The following is a 16,448-nucleotide window of genomic DNA, read 5'->3' on the forward strand; positions in this document are numbered from 1 at the left end:
ATTTATTTTTTAATCATTCACTATTTTAGCGTAAGCGTCACTGTCTGTCCTTTTCTAACAATGCTTCCGTTGGCTATCGACTGACTTTTTACCTTGCCCACTCCGACAAGATGCACTTTCAACCCTTTACTTTCCAGCAGGTATACAGCGTCTTTAGCTCCCATACCTATGACACTCGGTACAAAATTCTGCATATTGCTCCGACTCTCCAGCACTACGGCTTGTGGAGCCAGGTGGGTATTTCCCCACACTTCTTTTCCTGCGTTGGCTATTTTACCTTGCACCTGAATATTCAGTTCTTCCAATACCCGCTGAGCTTCCCTCATCTCTCCGGCTTTTACGTTCGGAATGACTACGGAACTCGTATCAATCGCATTGGTGAGCGGCAAACGTAAGTCTTTGGCGTATACTCTTTCGGCAATCCTGCTGAATACGCTACCTGCCATCAAACCTCCTGAGGCCGGTAGTCCCGGTTTCTGAATGGAAACAATCATACTATATTTAGGATCTTCTGATGGGAAATACCCGCAGAAACTGACTAGATAATTCGTTCTCCCCGTCTTGTATCCGGCTGCTCCCTGTGAGATTTGCGCTGTTCCCGTTTTTCCCGAAACATGGAACTGTTTGCTTCCTGCCGGTTTGGCAAGTCCTTCGCCTACTACTTTACGCAATATCATCTGTATGTCTGCCAATGTCTTGTCCGAACATATCTTCGGATTGATAACTTCGGTCGGATATTCTTTTACTACCTCTCCGTCTTTTATCGCTGCTTTTACGAACTTGGGACGCACCATTACGCCTTTGTTGGCTATTGCATTGTAAAAAGTAACGATGTTCATCGGTGGTACTTGTGTCTCGTAACCGATACTCATCCATGGCAAGGCGGTCTTTGAAAAATAACTTCTTTCTTTGGGTCCCCGAATGTTCGGCTTCCCTTCTCCGGCTATTTGCAGATGGAGAGGTTGGTCAATACTCATCCGTTTTAGTCCGTCGACAAATTTTTGCGGATTGCTTCCGTAGAAGTGGTCTATGATATACGATGTGCCCACGTTGGAAGACACCCCTAATATTTCGGTGACAGTTAGTTTGCCGTATCCTCCGCGATGCCAGTTGTGGTCCTTCATCACGCGACCATGCATCGGCATTTGCCCGTTGCCTGTATCCACTACGTAATCAGGAGTGATTTTCCCATCTTCAAGAGCTACCATAATGGAGGCCGTCTTGAAGGTAGAACCGGGTTCAAGCATATCACTGATGGCGTTATTGCGCATTTCGTAATATTCTCCGTCCTTGCCCTGCATCATATTGACGATTGCTCTTACTTCTCCCGTAGCCACTTCCATCAGAACGACTACACCAACACTTGCATTCAACTCTTTTAACTTGTCTACCAATGCCTTTTCGCAAATATCCTGCATACCCACATCAATAGTAGTGAGGAGGTCGCAACCGTCAACCGGTGGTACGTCTACTATATTCAAGTATTTATTCATCACTTTCTGGCGATGTGTCAGTCCGTCCCGTCCTTTCAAGATGGTGTCAAAAGCTAACTCTATACCATTTCTGGCTCCTTTTGCCGTATCGGCATAAACATCTCCCAACGTACGTGCGGCCAACGAGCCAAACGGTTTTTTCCTCTGATTGTAGGCTAATTCTTTGAATCCTCCTTTGTATCGGTTCAGGCAGAACACAGGCAATCTCTTTACCTCTTTATATTGTATATAGGAGATGCGTTTCGGATAAATCAGATAGTTACGGCTCTTAGCTTGGCGTCCTTTTTTAAGATGTGCCTTGAATTGAGCGACACTCTTATCCGGGAAAATCTTGTTCAGTCCGATACAGATTGAATCCATGTTGGCGTTAAGAATGGAATCGCGTCTGGCCTGATCTTTCTTTCTTCGTTTTTCGTCCTTCTCACCGGACATAAAGTCCATATATATCCTGTATTCGGGTAAGGAACTGGCCATTAGTTTACCGTCGGAGGAAATAATGTTTCCACGATTAGGCTTCACCGTTACGTTCTCTTTCACGAAGCGATCGGCTACGTCCTGCCAATACTGACGCTCGGCGAACATAGTGATTCCTGCCTTTACGACAATTGCTACACCTATCAACGCCATCACGAGGATGACGAAGAAATAGCGGGTCATTATATTCTTTTTATTAACTGCCACAGTGCTTCTCTTTTAAAACTCCCAGATCTCCACCTATTTAATAAGGTAAGGAGGGTTGGTGGATGTCTGCAAATCACTCTCCTTACTAAAAATATAGTCTTCTATACGTGACTGGCGGCTCTTCTCCATCAGTTCCGAGCTACGTGTCAGCGCATCGTATTTTATATCTATCAGTTCCTTTTTCAACCGGTCTATCTCGATCTGCTGTTGCTGACTGGCATAGCGGTTATGGATGTAGAAGATGATGAATACCATGATCAGTACCAGCAACTTCGTCTGACGGCGGAAAAAGTCGGTAGCCAGAATGTCTCCACCCAGAATACTTTTTAGTGAGGTGCGTTTTTTCTTCTTTCCCTCTTCTGTTTTCTTATTTACTACTTCCTCTTCCATTTCTCTTTATTTCTTTTCTGCAATTCGTAATTTAGCACTTCTTGAACGCGGATTCCTTTCTATTTCCGCTTCGTCAGGAATAATCACTTTGTTGTTGACAAGGCGGAAGGGGGTATTCAGATTCCCGAAGAAATCGCTTTCTGCTTTTCCCTCTACATTTCCGGTTTTCATAATGTTCTTCACCATGCGGTCCTCCAATGAGTGATAGGTGATCACTACTAGTCTGCCACCCGGTTTCAATGCCTCTGTTGCTGCCAGTAACATTTCTTTCAAGGCTTCCATCTCTTGGTTTACTTCAATCCGCAGTGCTTGGAATACCTTTGCCAATTCCTTCTTTTCCCTTTCGCGGCCAAAAAGTGGCTTGATGACTTCCAAAAACTCTCCGATGGTACGGATAGCCTGCCCGTTCCGTGCTTTGACAATCACAGAAGCGAGTTTACGGCTATTCTTTAATTCTCCATAGAGATAGAAAATGTTGGCGAGGCGTTCCTCTTCGTAAGTGTTTACGATATCGGCTGCCGTAAGTCCTGCACGTTTATTCATGCGCATATCCAGATCTCCGTCGAAACGGAAAGAGAAACCGCGTTCACTGTCATCAAAATGATGGGAAGACACACCTAGATCGGCTAAAATCGCATCTACCTGCTCGATATCGTGATAACGCAGGAAATTGTGCAGGTAACGGAAGTTGCTGCGTACGAAAATAAAGTGGGGATCATCAACGATATTCCGTTCGGCGTCTTCATCTTGGTCAAATCCCAAAAGTCGTCCGCCTTCCCCGAGCCGTGAAAGAATCTCTCGTGAATGTCCCGCTCCGCCGAAGGTAACGTCTACATACGTTCCGTCAGGGCGGATGTTCATCCCGTCAACGCTTTCTTTCAGCAGTACAGGCACATGATATGTCAGTTCATCTTTCTCCATCTTGTTTATTTTCATCGTTCATAATTTCTTCTAATGCCGCTCCAAACTCTTCGGGTGACATAAACGGCTGTTCTGCCCGCTCCTTCGACCAGATCTCTATCTTGTTGTCGATGCCGATGAAGCGTATATCCCCATGTATATTGCAGATCTGTAAATACCGCTTGGGGATTAATATGCGTCCGTTGCTGTCCGGTGTCACCACCTCAACGTCGCTCACAAACTGTCTGAAAATGAGTTGATGTTTATTGTTCCACTTGTTAAGTCTGCTGCGAAGTTCGTTCAACTCCTCGTTCCACACGCTTTCTGGGTATAGAGTCAGGCAGTCTTGAAATACGTCTTTACGCATAATAAGCCTTTCTTCAGAAGCAGCTTGTAATTGCTTCCTGAAGATAGCGGGAATGAACACTCTTCCTTTAGTGTCTGCTTTGGCTTCAATATTACCTAAAAAACGTATCATTACCTTATTATAATAAGAGACCGTAAAAGTATGAAATTCCCCACAATTCCCCACGATTTTCCACAAAAACTTTTAGAGAAGTTTTCAACAGAGTGTTAAATGTTGATTTACTTGAAAAAAAGAGCCCCGAGTGTCAGTATGCTCAACACTCGGGGCTCGTACAGTTTAGTATCTTTTTAGTTAAGGTCTAGCGAAAGTCTTTCAGGTCTTCCTGCAATTTCTGGCGTGTGAAGAAGATGCGGCTTTTTACTGTACCCAAAGGGAGGTTCAGTTTTTCCGCAATTTCTCGGTATTTGAATCCTGAAACGTGCATTGCAAACGGAACTCTGTATTCTTTAGGGAGTTTGTTGACTACCCGGTGCATCTCTTTCAGGTCGTATGCTCTCTCTGTACTTTCATAACTTGCATCTTGCGGCAAGTTCAGGTGGTATAAGTTGTCGGTTTGGTCAACAAATGTTTGATCGCGGACTACCTTGCGGTAGTTGTTGATGAATATATTGCGCATGATGGTGTACATCCATCCTTTAAAATTAGTATCAGGCATATATTTATCTTCGTTATCTAATGCTTTTAATGATGTCTCCTGCAACAAATCGTTTGCTTCTTCACGATCAGTTGTCAGTTTGTAGGCGAAGCGGAATAATTCTTCTTGTACTCCTACTAAATCTTTTCTGAAGCTTAAACTTTTCATACTGTGTTGCTTTTAAATTGTGAATATTCGTTCGTAAATTTCGATGTTGCAATTTTACGGTATTTTCAGGAATCCGATGGGGGAAAATCAGACTGAATTTGACCTAAAAATTGTCAGCTGATAGTTTTTAGGTGGTATTTGATAGTTTTTGGGTGCTATTTTTTTGTGTTATGAACTTTAATCCTGCATTTTCTACCAAATTATTGCGATTAATAAAAAAGAACCGTTAATTTTGTGCCATCATTTTTATTTGAAAAGAATGACTGATGACTCTTTATTTTTGATTGATGTCGATAAGATTCTTCGGACAAAAGCTCCGAAGCAATATAAGTACATCCCTAAGTTCGTGATTTCTTATTTGAAGAAAATAGTTCATCAGGATGAGATCAATGTATTCCTGAATGAATCGAAAGATAAAGTAGGGGTAGACTTCTTGGAGGCATGTATGGACTTTCTGGATGCGAAGGTGGATGTGAAAGGTATCGAAAACCTGCCTAAAGACGGATTGTACACCTTTGTGTCCAATCATCCGCTGGGAGGACAGGACGGTGTCGCGCTTGGTTATGTGCTGGGGCGGCATTATGACGGGAAGGTGAAATATCTGGTGAACGACTTGTTGATGAATCTTCACGGATTAGCTCCGCTTTGCATACCTATCAATAAAACCGGTAAACAGGCAAAGGACTTCCCCAAGATGGTGGAGGCCGGATTTAAGTCCGACGATCAGCTGATCATGTTTCCTGCCGGTCTCTGCTCGCGTCGGCGTAATGGAGTGATTCGCGATCTGGAATGGAAGAAGACATTTGTAGTAAAGAGTATACAGGCGGAACGTGATGTAATCCCCGTGCATTTTGGAGGTCGGAACTCCGATTTCTTTTATAATCTGGCAAACTTCTGCAAAGCATTAGGCATTAAGTTCAATATCGCCATGTTGTACCTTGCGGATGAAATGTTCAAGAACCGACACCAGACTTTTACTGTAACTTTCGGTAAGCCGATACCCTGGAAGACTTTCGATAAATCGAAAACTCCGGCACAGTGGGCGGAGTACGTGAAAGACATTGTATATAAACTGTAACTGATAGAACAACTATAACAAGAAATATGGAAGAGATTATTAAACCGGTAAGCAAAGAGCTGCTGAAGGCGGAGTTGACGGAAGACAAACGCTTGCGAATGACGAATAAAAGTAATAATCAGATTTATATTATTACTTATCAGAATGCCCCCAATGTAATGAGGGAAATCGGTCGTTTGCGTGAAATTGCTTTTCGTGCTGCCGGTGGAGGAACGGGGCTGTCGATGGATATAGATGAATATGACACTATGGAACATCCATATAAACAGTTGATCGTATGGAATCCGGAAGCAGAAGAAATATTGGGCGGCTATCGGTATTTGCTTGGAACGGATGTGCGTTTCGATGAGAAAGGCGCTCCGATTCTGGCTACTTCTCATATGTTTCATTTCTCGGAAACTTTTATTAAAGAATATCTTCCTCAGACCATTGAACTGGGGCGTTCGTTCGTTACGCTCGAATATCAGTCTACACGTGCCGGTAGCAAAGGATTGTTTGCTTTGGATAATTTGTGGGATGGGTTGGGCGCGTTAACGGTGGTCATGCCGAATGTGAAGTATTTCTTTGGAAAAGTGACCATGTATCCTAGTTATCATCGTCGGGGACGTGATATGATTCTTTATTTCCTCAAAAAGCACTTCTATGATAAAGATGAACTGGTTACTCCAATGGAGCCTTTGAAGTCGGAGACTTCCGAAGAAGAGTTAAAGGCTTTGTTCTGTAAGGATACTTTCAAGGAGGACTATAAGATATTGAATTGTGAGATTCGCAAATTGGGATATAACATCCCGCCGTTGGTGAATGCTTATATGAGTTTGAGTCCTACGATGCGGATGTTCGGAACCGCCATCAACTATGAATTTGGCGATGTGGAAGAAACCGGAATCCTGATTGCGGTAGATGAGATATTGGAGGATAAGCGGATGAGACACATCCAGACGTTTATAGAAAGCCATCCGGATGCGATGAAAATGCCTTGTGATAATGATGAAGCATTCGCTCCGAAAGTTGTTACACCGCAGGCAGACTGTTGCCGTTAATTTTACGATAAAGATCAAGAGCGAAGACATCGGTCATACCCGATATATAGTCAAGTACCGCCTGTATTCTTTCATAGAGTGCAGGCGCTTTTATATTATACTGGCTTGAAACCCGGTTGATGAGCAACTCGGAATAGGCCTTTCCGGGAGAGGTTACCGCATCTATCATCAGTTCCAGCAAGGTACTGATGACGCGGAAACCGGCTAACTCGATGTCCAGTACATCCCTTGACCGGTAGATCTTTTTCAGGGATACTTCGGCGCAGTGCTTGTATGCGTTTGCCGGACGCTCGGATATATGTTTGATAAGCGCTCCTTCAAAAGTGCCGGATAGAATTTCCGCTTCGTGCTCCAGAAATACACGGGTACATTCGCGAATCAGTAATCCGATGACGGAAGAACGCAGATAAGCGATTTGCTCATTCGTGTCGCTGACAATGAGGAAGGTTTGTCGGATGCGTTCCCGGCGTTCTTCGCTGAAATAGGCCATTAACAGTTCCTTTGTCTCTTCGGTAGTGAGGATTTTCAGTTTATGCGCATCTTCAATATCCATCATTTGATAGCAGATGTCATCTGCGGCCTCTACCAAGTAGACCAATGGGTGACGTGCATATTTCAACGGATGTTCATTAAATAAGGTTAATCCCAACTCGGTTGCTATCTTATGGAAACTTTCTTCTTCGCTGACGAAGAATCCGAATTTGGATTTTGTGCCGGCAAGACTCGATGAAAAGGGGTATTTCACAATGGAAGCCAATGTCGTGTATGTCATTGCAAATCCTCCTTTCCGCCTGCCTTCAAATTGATGGGTCAGGAGTCGGAATGCGTTTGCGTTTCCTTCAAAATGTGTCAGATCTTCCCATTCCATCGCAGAAAGTTGCTCTCCGTTCGGCTGTATTTCTTTCAAGCGGAGTCCTTTCCCTTCAGAGAAGAATGTGGATATAGCCCGCTCACCGGAATGTCCGAAGGGAGGATTTCCCAAGTCATGCGCCAGACAAGCGGCGGAGACAATAGAACCGATCTCCGGTAAAAAGGATTCTTGAAGCTCCGGTTGGCGTTGCAGGATGGCTTTGGCTACATCATTGCCTAGAGAACGGCCGACACAAGAAACTTCGAGACTGTGTGTGAGCCGGTTGTGTACAAAGACACTGCCCGGCAGGGGAAATACCTGCGTCTTATTCTGTAACCTGCGGAAAGGAGCGGAGAAGATCAGACGGTCATAGTCCCGTTGAAATTCCGAGCGGTTCTCCTGTCGTACTTCGTGGAATTCTTCCATTCCGAAGCGTTTAGCTGATATTAATTGGTTCCAATTCATGGCAAATGTGTGCATTATTTATTATTTAACTGCAAACTTAACTATTTTTCAGTTCAAAATGTGTATTTTCGCCTGTTAATATAGTAAACGTGTATTTTATGAATATTCAAGTTATCAATAAATCGAAGCATCCGCTTCCGGCTTACGCCACAGAATTATCTGCAGGAATGGATATCCGTGCTAATCTTTCCGAACCTATTATATTGGAACCGTTACAGCGTTGTCTGGTACCTACCGGATTATATATAGCTCTTCCGAAAGGATTCGAAGCGCAAATACGTCCCCGTAGCGGGCTGGCTATCAAGAAAGGAATCTCCGTTCTCAATTCTCCCGGAACGATTGATGCGGATTATCGGGGAGAAATTTGCATTATTTTAGTCAATCTATCGTCCGAAGCGTTTGTGATTGAAGATGGAGAACGTATCGCCCAAATGGTGATAGCCAAGCATGAACAAGCCGTGTGGCAGGAAGTGGAGGTGCTTGATGAAACAGAACGTGGAGCCGGAGGCTTCGGTCATACAGGGGAAAAATGAAAAAGATAATACTATTCTTGCTGATAAATGCCTTACTGTTTCCTCTTTGCACGACTGTGCAAGGTAAAAAGAAAAAGGTGAGGAAGGAGGACAAAACTGTTGTATTGCAACTGACGGAAGAGCAGCAACGTAAATATGACTATTTCTTTCTTGAAGCTATACGGATGAAGGAAAAGAAAGAATATGCTACGGCTTTTGGTCTGTTACAACATTGCTTGGAAATCAATCCGAACGCTCCGTCCGCCCTTTATGAAATTTCTCAATATTATATGTTTCTCCGTCAGGTGCCTCAGGGACAGGCTGCTTTAGAGAAAGCGGTAGCTTATGCTCCGGACAATTATTGGTATAGTCAGGGATTAGTCAGCCTGTATCAGCAGCAGAATGAACTGGATAAGGCTGTGACTTTGCTTGAAACAATGGTTACTCGTTTTCCGGCGAAGCAAGACCCTTTGTTCAATTTGCTTGATATTTACAGCCGTCAGGAGAAATATAATGATGTGATTTCCACATTGAACCGTTTGGAGAAACGTTTGGGAAAGAACGAACAGTTGTCTATGGAGAAATTCCGTATTTATCTTCAGATGAAAGATGATAAAAAAGCATTCAGGGAGATAGAAAGTCTGGTGCAGGAATATCCGATGGATATGCGCTATCAAGTGATACTGGGGGATGTATATCTGCAAAACGGAAAGAAGCAGGAGGCATACGAAGCATACCAGAAGGTATTGGCTGTGGAACCGGATAATCCGATGGCGCTTTTCTCGATGGCTTCCTATTATGAGCAGACCGGACAGAAAGAATTGTATCAGCAACAATTGGACACATTATTGCTGAATAAGAAAGTGGCGCCTGATACTAAAATTAATGTGATGCGTCAGATTATTGTGGAGAATGAGCAATCGACCGCTAAAGACAGTACTCAAGTGATAGCCCTGTTTGATCGGATTATGGAACTGGACCAGGATGATCCGCAGATTCCCATGCTTTATGCACAGTATCTATTGTCGAAGAATATGGAACCGGAAGCAGTGCCTGTATTGGAACAGGTGGTTGATTTAGATCCCACGAATAAGGCTGCCCGCTTGATGTTGGTCAGCGCTGCCGTGAAAAAGGAAGACTACAAGCAGATTATAAAAGTCTGCGAGCCGGGCATTGAAGCTACTCCGGATGCATTGGAACTTTATTATTATCTGGCTATTGCCTATCATCAGGCAGAGCAGACAGACAGTGTGTTGAGTATTTGTAGTAGGGCATTAGAGCATATTACACCCGATACCCGAAAAGAGGTCATTTCGGATTTCTATTCAATTATGGGGGATATCTATCATACCAAAAAGCAAATGAAGGAAGCTTATGCTGCCTACGATTCAGCTTTGGTGTATAACCCTTCCAACATCGGTGCGTTGAATAATTATGCCTATTATCTGTCTGTGGAACGGCGTGATTTGGATAAAGCGGAAGAAATGAGTTATAAGACCGTAAAGGCAGAACCTAATAATTCGACTTATCTCGATACGTATGCCTGGATTCTTTTTGAGAAAGGCAACTATGCTGAGGCTCGTATTTATATTGATAATGCAATGAAGAGTGATGGAGGGAAAAGTGATGTGATAGTGGAGCATTGCGGGGATATTTATTTTATGACGGGTGATGTGGAAGGCGCACTGGGATATTGGAAGAAGGCATTGGAGATGGGTAGTGAGTCGAAAACATTGAAGCAGAAAATAGAAAAGAAGAAATTTATAGCAGAATGAAAAGAATAGTTTATCTATTGTTGGTTGTGGTTGTGTTGGCTGGTTGTAAGAGTTCGAAGCGCTTGGTGACTTCGGAGACAAAGGCGCCTGTATCCAGTTATCTGGCTTCCAAGCTCCAACTGACTATTCCCGATAAAAAAGGAGGAAGCCTGTCGGTAGGAGGAACCATGAAGATGAAAACTCATGAACGGGTGCAAATCTCTTTGCTGATGCCTATTCTACGTACAGAGGTAGCACGTATCGAAGTGACTCCTGAAGAGGTATTGTTAGTGGACAGGATGAACAGAAGATTTGTTCGTGCAAGTAAAGAAGAACTGAAAGGTATATTACCTAAGAATGCGGAGTTCTCTCGTTTGGAGAAGATACTGACAGATGCGTCTTTACCCGGTGGTAAGACAGAACTGACAGGAAAGGATATAGGAATTTCTTCGTTGGAAAAAGCAAAGGTGCAACTTTATGAGTTTTCTACGAAAGAGTTTTCAATGACTCCGACTGAGTTGAGTTCTAAGTACAGACAGGTTCCTTTGGAAGAATTAATAAAAATGTTGGTAGCTTTGTTATGATGAAACGTTTTTTTGTTATTCTTATCGGTTGCCTTTGGCTGGCAGTTCCGCTTTTCGCTCAATCGAACAAACTGATTCGTGAGTTGGAGGGCAAACGTGGTGCGCTGCAAAAACAGATTGCCGAGTCGGAAACGATATTGAAGAATACAAAGAAAGATGTAGGTAGCCAGTTGAATAGTCTGGCGGCATTGACCGGGCAGATTGAAGAGAGGAAACGTTATATCATGGCTATTAACAATGATGTAGAGGCTATCGAGCGTGAGTTGGCTTCTCTTCAACGGCAATTGAGGAGCTTGGAAAGAGATTTGAGAGATAAGAAAAAGAAATATGAAGCTTCTGTCCAATACCTGTATAAGAACAAATCGATAGAGGAAAAACTGATGTTTATTTTTTCTGCCAAGAACTTGGGGCAAACTTATCGCCGTATGCGTTATGTTCGCGAATATGCTACCTATCAGCGTTTGCAAGGAGAAGAAATCCTGAAAAAACAGGAACAGATACGTAAGAAGAAGGCGGAACGGCAGCAGGTAAAGGCTGCCAAAGAGAATTTGCTGAAAGAACGTGAAGGCGAAAAAGTGAAGTTGGAAGCACAGGAGAAAGAAAAACGGACTTTGGTTGCCAATCTGCAAAAGAAACAAAGAGGATTGCAGAATGAGATTAATAAGAAACGGAGAGAGGCTAATCAACTGAATGCCCGTATTGACAAGCTGATTGCGGAAGAGATTGAACGTGCCCGCAAGCGTGCACAGGAGGAAGCCCGTCGTGAGGAGGCGGCTCGCAGGAAGGCGCAAGGCAAGGAAGGGCAATCGGCTGGAACCGGAGCGAAAACGAAGTCGAAGCCTTTGGAGGTGTATACAATGAGTAAGGCGGATCGGGAGCTATCCGGCAATTTTGCCGCCAATCGTGGAAAGCTTCCTATGCCTATATCCGGTGCTTATATCATCACCAGTCATTATGGGCAATATGCGGTAGAGGGGCTACGCAATGTGAAACTTGATAATAAAGGAATAGATATACAAGGAAAGCCGGGTGCTCAAGCACGTGCCATCTTTGACGGAAAAGTGGCGGCCGTATTCCAACTGAACGGATTATTTAATGTTCTTATCCGGCATGGGAATTATATTTCTGTTTATTGTAATCTGTCTTCCGCTTCTGTGAAGTCCGGTGATACGGTGAAAACTAAACAGCACATCGGACAGGTCTTTTCGGATGGGACGGATAATGGGCGGACGGTGTTGCATTTCCAACTGCGTCGTGAAAAGGAGAAACTGAATCCGGAGCCTTGGCTCAATCGATAAAGTGATAGTTGAAGATACTAGAGTATAGCGAGCGGACTTCTGTATTAAAGCAGAAGTCCGTCTAATAATTCCAGATATAGTCCGATAGCTTCTTCTATCTCTTTCAGCATAATATACTCTTCTGCCGTATGTGAACGTGAAGAACGTCCCGGTCCTATTTTTACCGATGGAAAAGACATCAATGCCTGGTCGGATAGAGTAGGGGAACCGAAAGGGACACGCCCCATTTTTATTGCTTTTTGGACAAACGGATGTTTCTCGTCGATCCGTGAGGAGTTGAGACGGAACGAGCGGGCTTTGGCTTCGCAAGAGATATGTTTCTTGATTTCAGCAAATAAATCTTCATTCGAGTAAAGCTCGTTGCTACGGATATCAACAACGAAAGTGCACTTATCGGGAATTACGTTGTGTTGAGTACCTGCATTAATTACAGTTACACTCATTTTTACCGGTCCTAGTAACTGCGATTCTTTATCAAAGCGATAGTCGCGGAACCAGGCAATATCATTCAATACCTTATAAATGGCATTGTCTCCCTCGTTGCGGGCGGCGTGTCCTGCCTTGCCTGTGGCGGTAACGTCTAATACCATCAGCCCTTTTTCGGCAATGGCAGGTTGCATCTCCGTCGGTTCGCCTACGATGGCGAATGAAATGGGGGGGAGTCCAGATAATACACTTTCAATTCCGTCTTTGCCCGATACTTCTTCTTCACAGGAAGCAAGATAAATCAAATTATATCTCTGTGAAGTACGACATAGTTGCAGAAACACCTGTAATAGAGATACAACACTTGCGCCTGCATCGTTGCTTCCCAGTCCATACAATTTTCCGTTCTCTTCACGTGGCGTGAACGGGTCTTTCCGCCAGCCGTTGACAGGTTTGACGGTATCTATGTGGGAATTGAGCAGGATAGTCGGCTTCTTCAGGTCAAACATAGGGCTAAAACACCATACATTATTACCCTTGCGTCCGGTCTGCATACCTTCCATTTCAATATAATTTTGCAGGAAGTCTGCGGCCTGAGTCTCTTCCCGGCTAAGAGAAGGGATACTGATTAACGACTTAAGAAGGCTTGTAGCCTCTGCTGCCATAGTCGGAATATCATATTTCATACTGCAAATATTTTGTCTATTACTTAATATTTGCACAAAGATAGTCGTTTTGAGCAATTGTTTCAAATAAAACTAATACCTTTGTACCATATTTACTAATACAAAGAGTATGACTTATCATCATTTATCTGTCTTAGTCCATCGTCAGGCTGAAAAGTATGGCGACAAGGTAGCCTTAAGGTACCGTGACTATGAGACAGCTCAATGGATTCCGATCACCTGGAATCAATTCTCCGGAACTGTGAGGCAGGCTGCCAATGCACTCGTTGCGTTGGGAGTGGGAGAACAAGAGAATATCGGTATCTTTTCGCAAAACAAGCCTGAATGGTTTTATGTAGATTTTGGTGCATTCGCCAATCGTGCTGTGACCATTCCATTTTATGCGACCAGTTCACCGGCACAAGCACAATACATTATCAACGACGCACAAATACGCTATCTTTTTGTAGGTGAGCAATTTCAATACGACGCTGCATTCAGTATCTTTGGCTTTTGCACCTCACTGCAACAACTGATTATCTTTGACCGTTCGGTCGTAAAAGACCCCCGTGATGTGTCGTCCATCTATTTTGATGAGTTTATGGCGATGGGAGAAGGACTTCCGCACAATGATGTGGTGGAAGAGCGTACGGGACGTGCCTCTTATGACGATTTGGCTAATATTCTTTATACATCCGGAACGACAGGTGAACCGAAAGGGGTCATGCTTCATCATTCCTGTTATTTGGAACAGTTTCGCACTCATGACGACCGCCTGACCACGATGTCGGATAAGGATGTTTCTATGAACTTCCTTCCATTGACGCATGTATTTGAAAAAGCTTGGTGCTATCTCTGTATTCATAAAGGGGTACAGATCTGTATCAATCTCCGTCCGGCGGATATACAGACAACCATTAAGGAAATTCGTCCGACATTGATGTGTAGCGTTCCTCGTTTCTGGGAAAAAGTGTATGCCGGAGTACAAGAGAAGATCAATGAGACCACAGGAATGAAGAAGGCATTGATGTTGGATGCTATTCGGGTTGGTAAGATTCACAATCTTGATTATCTGCGGAAAGGGAAGACGCCTCCTGTGATGAATCAATTGAAATATAAGTTCTACGAAAAGACAATTTATTCTTTACTGAAGAAGACCATCGGTATTGAAAACGGGAATTTCTTTCCGACTGCCGGTGCTGCCGTGCCTGATGAAATCAATGAGTTTGTCCATTCGGTAGGCATTAATATGGTTGTCGGTTATGGACTGACAGAGTCTACGGCTACTGTGTCTTGCACATTGCCGGTGGGATATGATATCGGTTCGGTAGGTGTTGTGTTGCCGGGAGTTGAAGTGAAGATCGGTGAGGATAATGAAATTCTTCTTCGAGGTAAAACCATTACAAAAGGATATTATAAGAAAGCGGAAGCTACGGCTGCTGCTATTGATCCGGACGGATGGTTCCATACGGGCGATGCAGGCTATTTTAAGAATGGTCAGTTGTTCTTGACAGAGCGTATTAAAGATCTATTCAAAACTTCGAATGGAAAATATATCGCTCCGCAGGCTTTGGAAACAAAGTTGGTTATCGACCGTTATATTGACCAGATTGCTATTATTGCCGATCAGCGTAAGTTCGTCTCTGCTTTGATTGTCCCCGTATATGGATATGTGAAAGAGTATGCGAAAGAAAAAGGTATTGAGTATAAGGATATGAGTGAATTGTTGCAACATCCTAAGATTGTAGGGTTGTTCCGTGCGCGGATAGAAACCTTGCAACAACAGTTTGCGCATTATGAGCAAATCAAACGTTTCACCTTGCTTCCCGAACCATTTAGTATGGAGCGTGGAGAGCTTACCAATACATTGAAACTGAAACGTTCGGTCGTTTCTGAAAATTATAAAGACTTGATTGAGAAGATGTACGAGGAGAGTTGAGAGCCAGGCTTGAGATTCGATGTGAGATAAGTGTACGATTATAATTTATAACTTTTAATTTCTAATTTAAGAAGATGATTACTATTGAACAACTTAAAGACGTGAAAGAGCGCACGGATGCGCTGAGGAGGTATCTTTGACGTTGACGGGAAGAAAATTCAAGTCGAAGAAGAACAGTTAAGAACGCAGGCTCCGGGATTTTGGGATGACCAGAAGAAAGCTGAAGCCCAAATGAAGTTGGTGAAAGACCTGCAAAAGTGGATTGACGGCTATAATGAGGTCAAAACGCTGGCAGATGAACTTGAGCTGGCATTTGATTTCTATAAAGAGGAATTGGTGACAGAGGAAGATGTGGATACTGCTTATGCGAAAGCGCGTGAGGCGGTAGAAGCGCTCGAACTCAAGAATATGCTTCGTGATGAGGCCGACCAAATGGATTGTGTGTTGAAGATCAATTCCGGTGCCGGTGGTACGGAGAGTCAGGATTGGGCTTCTATGTTGATGCGTATGTATTTGCGTTATGCTGAGACAAATGGCTATAAGGCTACTATTGCCAACCTTCAGGAAGGTGATGAGGCCGGAATCAAAACCTGTACGATCAATATTGAAGGGGATTTTGCCTACGGTTATCTGAAAGGAGAAAATGGGGTGCACCGTTTGGTACGTGTCTCTCCTTACAATGCGCAGGGTAAACGTATGACATCTTTTGCTTCTGTCTTTGTCACCCCGTTGGTAGACGACAGTATTGAGGTGAATATTGAGACGGCACGTATCTCTTGGGATACCTTCCGAAGCGGTGGCGCCGGTGGTCAGAATGTGAACAAGGTAGAATCCGGAGTTCGTCTGCGTTACCAATATAAAGATCCTTATACAGGTGAGGAAGAGGAGATTCTGATTGAAAATACGGAAACCCGCGACCAGCCTAAGAACCGTGAAAATGCAATGCGCCAGTTACGTTCTATCTTATATGATAAAGAGTTGCAGCACCGTATGGCAGAACAGGCGAAGGTGGAAGCGGGAAAGAAGAAGATCGAATGGGGCTCGCAGATCCGAAGTTATGTATTTGACGACCGCCGTGTGAAAGATCATCGTACCAACTATCAGACTTCGGATGTAAACGGAGTGATGGATGGCAAGATAGAGGATTTTATTAAGGCTTATCTGATGGAATTCTCTTCACAGGAATCATAAAATACAAAATTAG

Annotated in this window: 15 protein-coding genes; 8 read left to right on the forward strand and 7 right to left on the reverse strand. The window is 43.7% G+C overall.

From position 1 onward, the window contains the following. Positions 1-20: 20 nt before the first annotated feature. From GD630_RS17250 to GD630_RS17270, 5 genes are all read right to left on the reverse strand, one after another. The gene (locus GD630_RS17250) at positions 21-2,150 is read right to left on the reverse strand and encodes a penicillin-binding protein (RefSeq protein ID WP_143865200.1); all 2,130 of its coding nucleotides are present in this window, start codon (positions 2,148-2,150) and stop codon (positions 21-23) included. Positions 2,151-2,207: 57 nt separating this feature from the next. After that, on the reverse strand, positions 2,208-2,564 hold the full coding sequence (locus GD630_RS17255) for an FtsL-like putative cell division protein (RefSeq protein WP_143865149.1): 357 nt from the start codon (positions 2,562-2,564) through the stop codon (positions 2,208-2,210). 6 nt (positions 2,565-2,570) lie between these two features. After that, positions 2,571-3,485, reverse strand: a complete 915-nt coding sequence (gene rsmH, locus GD630_RS17260) for a 16S rRNA (cytosine(1402)-N(4))-methyltransferase RsmH (RefSeq protein WP_143865199.1) — start codon at positions 3,483-3,485, stop codon at positions 2,571-2,573. Next, positions 3,472-3,942, reverse strand: coding sequence for a division/cell wall cluster transcriptional repressor MraZ (gene mraZ, locus GD630_RS17265; protein WP_143865148.1), 471 nt, complete (start codon positions 3,940-3,942; stop codon positions 3,472-3,474). The genes rsmH and mraZ overlap by 14 nt, the downstream gene beginning before the upstream one ends. 187 nt (positions 3,943-4,129) lie before the next feature. Then, positions 4,130-4,633, reverse strand: coding sequence for an RNA polymerase sigma factor (locus GD630_RS17270; protein ID WP_007763320.1), 504 nt, complete (start codon positions 4,631-4,633; stop codon positions 4,130-4,132). A gap of 259 nt (positions 4,634-4,892) precedes the next feature. On the opposite strand from GD630_RS17270, the gene GD630_RS17275 reads away from it, so the two are divergent. Both GD630_RS17275 and GD630_RS17280 read left to right on the forward strand, forming a co-directional pair. Continuing rightward, the gene (locus tag GD630_RS17275) at positions 4,893-5,711 is read left to right on the forward strand and encodes a 1-acyl-sn-glycerol-3-phosphate acyltransferase (RefSeq protein ID WP_143865147.1); all 819 of its coding nucleotides are present in this window, start codon (positions 4,893-4,895) and stop codon (positions 5,709-5,711) included. 26 nt (positions 5,712-5,737) lie between these two features. Further along, positions 5,738-6,751: a GNAT family N-acetyltransferase gene (locus GD630_RS17280; RefSeq protein WP_007763324.1), complete on the forward strand. Its 1,014-nt coding sequence runs from the start codon at positions 5,738-5,740 to the stop codon at positions 6,749-6,751. On the opposite strand, the gene GD630_RS17285 is transcribed toward GD630_RS17280, so the two are convergent. Next, complete coding sequence (locus tag GD630_RS17285; protein ID WP_143865146.1) at positions 6,723-8,066, reverse strand: deoxyguanosinetriphosphate triphosphohydrolase; 1,344 nt, start codon at positions 8,064-8,066, stop codon at positions 6,723-6,725. The genes GD630_RS17280 and GD630_RS17285 overlap by 29 nt on opposite strands. A 98-nt stretch (positions 8,067-8,164) precedes the next feature. Here GD630_RS17285 and dut point away from each other — a divergent pair, with 98 nt between their 5' ends. The 4 genes from dut to GD630_RS17305 are packed head-to-tail and all read left to right on the forward strand — an operon-like array spanning position 8,165 to position 12,214. After that, positions 8,165-8,599, forward strand: a complete 435-nt coding sequence (dut, locus tag GD630_RS17290; RefSeq protein WP_143865145.1) for a dUTP diphosphatase — start codon at positions 8,165-8,167, stop codon at positions 8,597-8,599. Next, complete coding sequence (locus GD630_RS17295; protein ID WP_143865144.1) at positions 8,596-10,353, forward strand: tetratricopeptide repeat protein; 1,758 nt, start codon at positions 8,596-8,598, stop codon at positions 10,351-10,353. Before dut ends, GD630_RS17295 begins: the two co-directional genes overlap by 4 nt. Then, the gene (locus GD630_RS17300) at positions 10,350-10,916 is read left to right on the forward strand and encodes a DUF4292 domain-containing protein (RefSeq protein ID WP_143865143.1); all 567 of its coding nucleotides are present in this window, start codon (positions 10,350-10,352) and stop codon (positions 10,914-10,916) included. The genes GD630_RS17295 and GD630_RS17300 overlap by 4 nt, the downstream gene beginning before the upstream one ends. Next, positions 10,913-12,214: a murein hydrolase activator EnvC family protein gene (locus tag GD630_RS17305; protein WP_143865142.1), complete on the forward strand. Its 1,302-nt coding sequence runs from the start codon at positions 10,913-10,915 to the stop codon at positions 12,212-12,214. The genes GD630_RS17300 and GD630_RS17305 overlap by 4 nt, the downstream gene beginning before the upstream one ends. Before the next feature lie 44 nt (positions 12,215-12,258). Here GD630_RS17305 and GD630_RS17310 read toward each other — a convergent pair whose 3' ends face one another. Then, positions 12,259-13,326: a M20 family metallo-hydrolase gene (locus GD630_RS17310; RefSeq protein WP_143865141.1), complete on the reverse strand. Its 1,068-nt coding sequence runs from the start codon at positions 13,324-13,326 to the stop codon at positions 12,259-12,261. A 109-nt stretch (positions 13,327-13,435) separates the two neighbouring features. Between GD630_RS17310 and GD630_RS17315 the strand changes: the two genes are divergently transcribed. After that, on the forward strand, positions 13,436-15,244 hold the full coding sequence (locus GD630_RS17315) for an AMP-dependent synthetase/ligase (protein ID WP_007763343.1): 1,809 nt from the start codon (positions 13,436-13,438) through the stop codon (positions 15,242-15,244). Between the two features lie 74 nt (positions 15,245-15,318). Beyond that, positions 15,319-16,435, forward strand: a protein-coding gene (prfB, locus tag GD630_RS17320) for a peptide chain release factor 2 (RefSeq protein WP_143865140.1) whose coding sequence is annotated in 2 segments (ribosomal slippage) — positions 15,319-15,381 and positions 15,383-16,435 — 1,116 coding nt in all. Because the reading frame shifts where the segments join, the coding sequence is not laid out codon by codon here. The last annotated feature ends 13 nt before the right edge of the window (positions 16,436-16,448 follow it).

Origin of the sequence: Bacteroides zhangwenhongii, from assembly GCF_009193325.2 — a bacterium.
GTDB lineage: Bacteria > Bacteroidota > Bacteroidia > Bacteroidales > Bacteroidaceae > Bacteroides > Bacteroides zhangwenhongii.

Bases quoted from the DNA above. Each gene is read 5' to 3' on its own strand.
- GD630_RS17275 (WP_143865147.1), top strand. From the start codon at position 4,893: ATGACTGATGACTCTTTATTTTTGATTGATGTCGATAAGATTCTTCGG.
- GD630_RS17280 (WP_007763324.1), top strand. From the start codon at position 5,738: ATGGAAGAGATTATTAAACCGGTAAGCAAAGAGCTGCTGAAGGCGGAG.
- GD630_RS17315 (WP_007763343.1), top strand. From the start codon at position 13,436: ATGACTTATCATCATTTATCTGTCTTAGTCCATCGTCAGGCTGAAAAG.
- rsmH (WP_143865199.1), bottom strand. From the start codon at position 3,485: ATGGAGAAAGATGAACTGACATATCATGTGCCTGTACTGCTGAAAGAA.
- GD630_RS17295 (WP_143865144.1), top strand. From the start codon at position 8,596: ATGAAAAAGATAATACTATTCTTGCTGATAAATGCCTTACTGTTTCCT.
- GD630_RS17300 (WP_143865143.1), top strand. From the start codon at position 10,350: ATGAAAAGAATAGTTTATCTATTGTTGGTTGTGGTTGTGTTGGCTGGT.
- mraZ (WP_143865148.1), bottom strand. From the start codon at position 3,942: ATGATACGTTTTTTAGGTAATATTGAAGCCAAAGCAGACACTAAAGGA.
- GD630_RS17285 (WP_143865146.1), bottom strand. From the start codon at position 8,066: ATGAATTGGAACCAATTAATATCAGCTAAACGCTTCGGAATGGAAGAA.
- GD630_RS17270 (WP_007763320.1), bottom strand. From the start codon at position 4,633: ATGAAAAGTTTAAGCTTCAGAAAAGATTTAGTAGGAGTACAAGAAGAA.
- GD630_RS17250 (WP_143865200.1), bottom strand. From the start codon at position 2,150: ATGACCCGCTATTTCTTCGTCATCCTCGTGATGGCGTTGATAGGTGTA.
- GD630_RS17305 (WP_143865142.1), top strand. From the start codon at position 10,913: ATGATGAAACGTTTTTTTGTTATTCTTATCGGTTGCCTTTGGCTGGCA.
- GD630_RS17255 (WP_143865149.1), bottom strand. From the start codon at position 2,564: ATGGAAGAGGAAGTAGTAAATAAGAAAACAGAAGAGGGAAAGAAGAAA.
- GD630_RS17310 (WP_143865141.1), bottom strand. From the start codon at position 13,326: ATGAAATATGATATTCCGACTATGGCAGCAGAGGCTACAAGCCTTCTT.
- dut (WP_143865145.1), top strand. From the start codon at position 8,165: ATGAATATTCAAGTTATCAATAAATCGAAGCATCCGCTTCCGGCTTAC.